5 protein-coding genes are annotated in these 5,730 nt (G+C 64.2%); all 5 read left to right on the forward strand.

What is annotated here, in order from left to right; translation table 11 throughout:
• Positions 1-296: 296 nt before the first annotated feature.
• On the forward strand, positions 297-1,286 hold the full coding sequence (locus tag EOC06_RS05090) for a sugar phosphate isomerase/epimerase family protein (RefSeq protein ID WP_128307240.1): 990 nt from the start codon (positions 297-299) through the stop codon (positions 1,284-1,286).
• Between the two features lie 41 nt (positions 1,287-1,327).
• Positions 1,328-2,380: a substrate-binding domain-containing protein gene (locus EOC06_RS05095; RefSeq protein ID WP_128307241.1), complete on the forward strand. Its 1,053-nt coding sequence runs from the start codon at positions 1,328-1,330 to the stop codon at positions 2,378-2,380.
• 68 nt (positions 2,381-2,448) lie between these two features.
• Entirely contained in the window at positions 2,449-3,963 is a 1,515-nt protein-coding gene (locus EOC06_RS05100) for a sugar ABC transporter ATP-binding protein (RefSeq protein WP_128307242.1), read from the forward strand.
• Between the two features lie 9 nt (positions 3,964-3,972).
• The gene (locus tag EOC06_RS05105; protein ID WP_128307243.1) at positions 3,973-4,941 is read left to right on the forward strand and encodes an ABC transporter permease; all 969 of its coding nucleotides are present in this window, start codon (positions 3,973-3,975) and stop codon (positions 4,939-4,941) included.
• Positions 4,938-5,730: MurR/RpiR family transcriptional regulator (locus EOC06_RS05110; RefSeq protein WP_245469343.1), on the forward strand; the 793-nt coding region annotated here is incomplete at its 3' end. The genes EOC06_RS05105 and EOC06_RS05110, both read left to right, overlap by 4 nt.

Consider the following 5,730-nt stretch of genomic DNA (forward strand, 5'->3'; position numbering starts at 1 on the left):
GCCAAGGACCGCCCGGCCGATGCGATGAAACTCGCCCGCAAGGATTCGTCCGGCGTCTTACGCTGGCCAGATTGAACACCCGGCGAATCGCTACCTGAAATGCGCCGGCCGTAACCAGCACGCGCCATCATGCGCCTATTGGCCTGACGGGCTCTCCAAGGCACCGGCCGGGAAACTGCCGGCTCCCTTTGCGCGCCTTGGCGGGTCCAGCTTGGTGGCCGCTTCGTAGCCTCCCAAAACAATAACTTTACAAATATTATTCTTTATGTGAAGTCATGACGATTGAAGGATCGATCATGACAGCCACTCGTTTCGCCACGCGCCTGAATTCCTTTGCCTCGCGACCGCAGGCCGAGTGGCCCGATCTTACCGGCAAGCCGTCGCTGCTGCAGATGGCGGCGCGCGCCGCCAAGGTCGAGGAGCTTACCGATCTTGATCTCAACTTTCCTGACCACGTCGGTGAAAAGCCCACGGAAATCGCCCTGAAACTGGGCGATCTTGGGCTCTCCATCAATGGCTTTGCCATGCGCTACTACTCCAACCCCGCCTTCAAGCTCGGCGCTTTCACCAATCCGGATCCGGCGGTGCGCCGCGAGGCCATCGACCTGACCAAGGCCGGCATCGATGCCGTGCGTGAGGCAGGCGCCAGCCTGATGACGCTGTGGCTCGGCCAGGATGGCTTCGACTACGCCTTCCAAGCCGACTATTCGACGCTTTGGCAACACGAAATTGATGGGATTCGTGAAGTTGCGGCACATGATCCCGACTGTCAGATCAGCCTTGAATACAAACCGAACGAACCCCGCTCCTACAGCCTTATGCCGGATGCGGCGACGACCTTGCTGGCGATCCGCGATGTCGGCCTGCCCAATCTCGGCGTCACGCTCGATTTCGCTCATGTGCTCTACGCCGACGAACAGCCGGCCTTTGCCGCGGCCCTGGTGGCGCGTCACAGCAAGCTGCTCGGCGTGCACCTGAACGACGGCTACGCCAAGCGCGACGACGGCCTGATGGTCGGCGCGGTGCACACGCTGCAGACCATCGAGCTGCTCAGGCAGATTCGCCGCGACGGCTACGCCGGCGCCATCTATTTCGACACGTTCCCCGATATGACCGGGCTCGATCCGGTGCGCGAGTGCGAAGTCAACATCGCCACCGTCAAGCGCATGCTGCGCGTCGTCGACCGGCTGGAGCAGGACAATCGCCTGTCCGCCGCCATGGACAGCCAGGACGCGGTGACGTCGCAGGCCATCATCCAGGAAATCATGCTCGGGCCGGATAGCTGAGGCATCCGCGCCATCGCCGTTTTCAACCAGGGAGGAATACAATGAAACTTCTGCTTGCCACCGCTACCGCCGCACTGATGGCGCTCTCGATCGGCTCTGCCTTTGCCGCCGACCTCGCGCCGCTCAATTCCGACACGGAAAAGGACCGCATCGACTGGTCGCAGGTCGAGGCCAAGTTCGGCGCGTTCCCCAAGCTGCCCGAAGGCACCAAGGCAGGCGCGGTCTCCAAGACGCTGACCAATGAATACTGGCGCTCGCTGGGCGAGGGCTACACGGCATTCGGCGCCAAGGTCGGCGTTCCCGTCGTCTATCAGGCAGCGCAGAGCGAGGGCGACCAGCTCGGCCAGCTCACCATCGCCGAAGGCCTGGTGACGCAGGGCTACAACGTGCTGCTCGTCTCGCCGCAGACGGATGCCAATCTGCAGCCGATCATGGAGCAGGCCAAGGCCGCCAACGTGCCGGTGGTCAATGTCAATGACGCCGTCATCCCGCAGGCCGAGCATTATGTCGGCAATGTCCAACGCGACAATGGCGTGCGCGTCGCCAAATGGTTCGTCAAGAATCGTCCGAATGGCGGCAAGGTCGCCATCGTCGAAGGCCAGGCTGGCGTCTATGCCGCCGTGCAGCGCACCGATGGCTTCAAGTCGACCATCACCGAGGGAGGCAAGTTCGAGGTTGTCGCCAGCGTTCCCGGCAACTGGGACCGCCAGACCTCCTATGACGCGGCCACCAACATCCTGCAGCAGCATCCCGACCTGATCGGCTTCTATGCCAACAATGACGGCATGGCGCTCGGCATCGTCGAGGCTGTCAAGGCCGCCGGCCTGCAGGACAAGGTTGCGGTCTTCGGCACCGACGGCATTTCCGATGCCTATGCCTCCATACGGGCCGGCGAACTGACCGGCACGGTCGACAGTTTCCCCGTTCTGACCGGCGAAGTGGCGTTGGAAACAGCTCTGCGTCTCGTCGCGGGACAGAAGCTGCCGCGCGTCGTCGCCACGCCACAGGCGCTGATCACCAAGGACAATGCCGACCGCTATTCCGGCGCCGGCGCGCGCAAGGCGCTGCTCGAGGACGCGGCTGCGGGCCAGTAAGGCCAACCAACAGTGCCGGTCAGGGCAATTCGCTTCTGACCGGCACCATGGCCCGGAGATAGAACCCGATGTCACCCAGGCTGCAATTCAAGGGCATTTCCAAGCTGTTTCCGGCCGTACGGGCGCTCCACGAGGTGTCACTCTCGGTGGGGGCCGGTGAAATCCACGGCCTGCTCGGCGAAAACGGCGCCGGCAAGTCGACGCTGCTGCGCATCCTGTCTGGCGTCTACAGGCCGACAGCGGGAAGCGTCCTCATTGACGGCGAGCCGGTTACACTCGCCAACCCGGTTGCCGCGCGCGCTGCGGGCGTCGCCATGATCCATCAGGAATTGCAGCAGGTGCCGCGCCTCAGCGTCGCCCAGAACATGTTCCTCGGCCATCCGCTGACGCGCGGCGGCATCTTCGTCGCCAGCAGAGAGCAGGAGCGCCGCGCCGCCGAGGCTCTTGCAGCCATCGACCCTTCCATCGATCCAGCCGCCCCGCTCGGCACCCTGAAGGTGGCGCAGCGGCAGATTGTCGAGATTGCCAGGGCATTGCTCGATCGCGCCCGCATCGTCGCCATGGACGAGCCGACATCGAGCCTGACGCCGAGCGAATTCGAACGGCTCGCGCAAGTCATTACAGGTTTGGCGCGCGATGGCGTCGCCGTCGTCTATGTCTCGCACAAGCTGGATGAGGTGTTCGGCATCTGCCGGCGCGCCACCATCATGCGCGATGGCGTCGTCGTCGATTCCGTCGATCTGAAAGACCTGTCGGAGAAAGCGGTCGTGGCGATGATGGTCGGCCGCGAACTGGCGCAGGAACACCATAATTCCCATGCCACGAACAAGGTCATGCTGAGCGCGCGTGGCCTCTCCTCGGCGACGAAGGTGCGCAACGTGTCGTTCGATCTGCATCGCGGCGAGGTGCTGGGGATTGCCGGCCTGGTCGGTTCCGGCCGAACTGAACTTTTGCGGCTCCTGGCCGGCGCCGATCGCGCCACGGCCGGCACCATTGCAATCGACGGCAAGGCGGCGCGCTTCGCCGGCCCGCGCGATGCGATTGCCGCCGGCATCGGCCTGGTGCCGGAGGAGCGCAAGCGCGAAGGCATCGTGCCGCTGCGCTCGATCACCAGCAACATAGCGCTGGCCTCGATGAACGTATTCGCGCCGCGCGGCGTCATCGATCACACCAGGCTGAAACAGGTGGCGGTCGACAGGATGAGCCGCGTCAATCTGCGCCCGTTCCTGCTCGACCGGCCGATCCGCCTGTTCAGCGGCGGCAACCAGCAGAAGGCGATCATCGGCCGCTGGCTGGCCGCGGGAACGCGCATCCTCTTGTTCGACGAACCGACACGCGGCATCGATGTCGGCGCCAAGGCGGAGATCTATCATCTGATCGAGGAACTCGCCGCCGAGGGCCATGCCGTGATCGTCGTCTCCTCCGAACTCCCCGAAGTGATCCGGCTTGCCGACCGCGTGCTGGTCATGCGCGACGGCACGATCGCGGCCGAACTCCACAGAGACGATATCAGCGAACAGGCGATCGCGGCGCACGCCATCCCACAAACGCAAACGCCGGCCGCGCAACAGGCAAGGCAGTAGGTGACGGATATGTCGGATACCACTCTGGTGCGACCACGCGCCGAATTCCTGCGCGGCGTTTCCATGCGCGACGCCGGCACGCTGATCGGCCTTGTCGTGATCCTGGCAGTATTCGGCACGCTGGTGCCCGGCTTCTTCGCCGAGCGCAACCTGGTCAACATCCTGCAGCAGTCGAGCATCAATGCCTGTTTGGCGCTGGGCATGACGCTGGTCATCATCTCCGGTGGCATCGACCTGTCGGTCGGGCCGACGGCGGCACTCTCGGCCGTCATCTCGGCCTCTATGATGGTCGCCGGCGTGCCGTTTCCGTTGGCCATCGCCGCCGGCTTCGCCATTGGCCTTGCCTGCGGCCTCGTCAACGGCGTGCTCGTCGCCTATGTCGGGCTGCAGCCCTTCATCGTCACGTTGGGAACGCTCAGCACCTATCGGGCGCTGGCGCTGATCTACACCGGCGGCAATCCGGTGCTCGGCCTTCCGCCAAGCTTTCGCGCCATCTTCAACGGATCGCTGTTTGGACTGCCTCTGGCGGTCATCATCGTCGCCTGCGTGGCTGTCGTCGCCTGGGTCGTTTTGAAGAAGACGCCCTTCGGCGAATATCTGCTTGCCGTCGGCGGCAACGAGGAGGCGGCCTACATCGCCGGCGTGCCGATTGCCCGCACCAAGATCGCCGCCTACATGATCTCGGGCCTGCTGGCGGCGCTTGCCGCGCAGATCCTGGTCGGCCGGCTCGGCGCCGCCGAGCCCATCCTCGGCAATCTCTGGGAACTCGACGCTATCGCGGCTGCCGCCATCGGCGGCGCCTCGCTGATGGGCGGCAAGGGCAGCATCGTCGGCACCATCCTGGGCGCCGTCATCCTCGGCGCTATGCGCAACGGTTTGACGCTGATGAACGTCCAGTCCTTCTATCAGCTTCTGGCAACTGGTCTTATAATCCTCGCCGCGATGCTTATCGATCGCGTGACGAGGGGGCGTGGATGACCTTGAGCGGGCTGGACCTGAAAGCGGTAGGACCGCGCATCCGCATGATGATGCCGCATCTCACCCCGTTGGAGGCGAAGGTGGTGGAAACCGTCTTCGGCCGGCGCGGTTTCGACGAGAGCATTCCGCTGAAACAGATCGCCGAAGAGTCCGGCGTGTCCGAGGCGATGGTGGTCAAAATCGCCAAGAAGCTCGGCTTTTCCGGCTATCGCGACTTCCGCACCGCCGTCTATGAATACAGTCGCCTGCCGACCGCCGAGATGCACCAGGAACTGTCATCCGACGACAGTTCGGCCGAGATCGTGCAAAAAGTGTTTCGCACCTCCATCCAGGCGCTGGAGGAGACGCTGGCGATCCTCGACATCGAGGATTTCGACCGCGCCGCCGAGCTGCTCTTCCGTGCCAAGAACCGGGATTTTTATGGCGTCGGCGGCTCGGCGCAGATCGCCCGCGATGTCTCGCACAAGTTTCTGCGCATCGGCATCCGCGCATCCGTCTATGACGATTCGCATATGATGCTGATGTCGGCCTCGCTGCTCGGCGGCGACGACATCGCCGTCGGCTTCTCGCATTCGGGCAACACGTCGGCCGTCATCGACGCCATCCAGCTGGCCCGCAAGAACGGTGCCCGCACGCTGGCCATCACCAACTACGACAACTCGCCGCTGGCTGCGGTCGCCGACATCGTGCTGTGCTCGACCGCGCAAGGCTCGCCGCTGATGGGCGAGAACGCAGCGGCGCGCATTGCCCAGCTCAACATCCTCGACGCGCTGTTCGTGGCGGTGGCAC

The organism is Mesorhizobium sp. M7A.F.Ca.MR.362.00.0.0 (assembly GCF_004023175.1).
GTDB lineage: Bacteria > Pseudomonadota > Alphaproteobacteria > Rhizobiales > Rhizobiaceae > Mesorhizobium.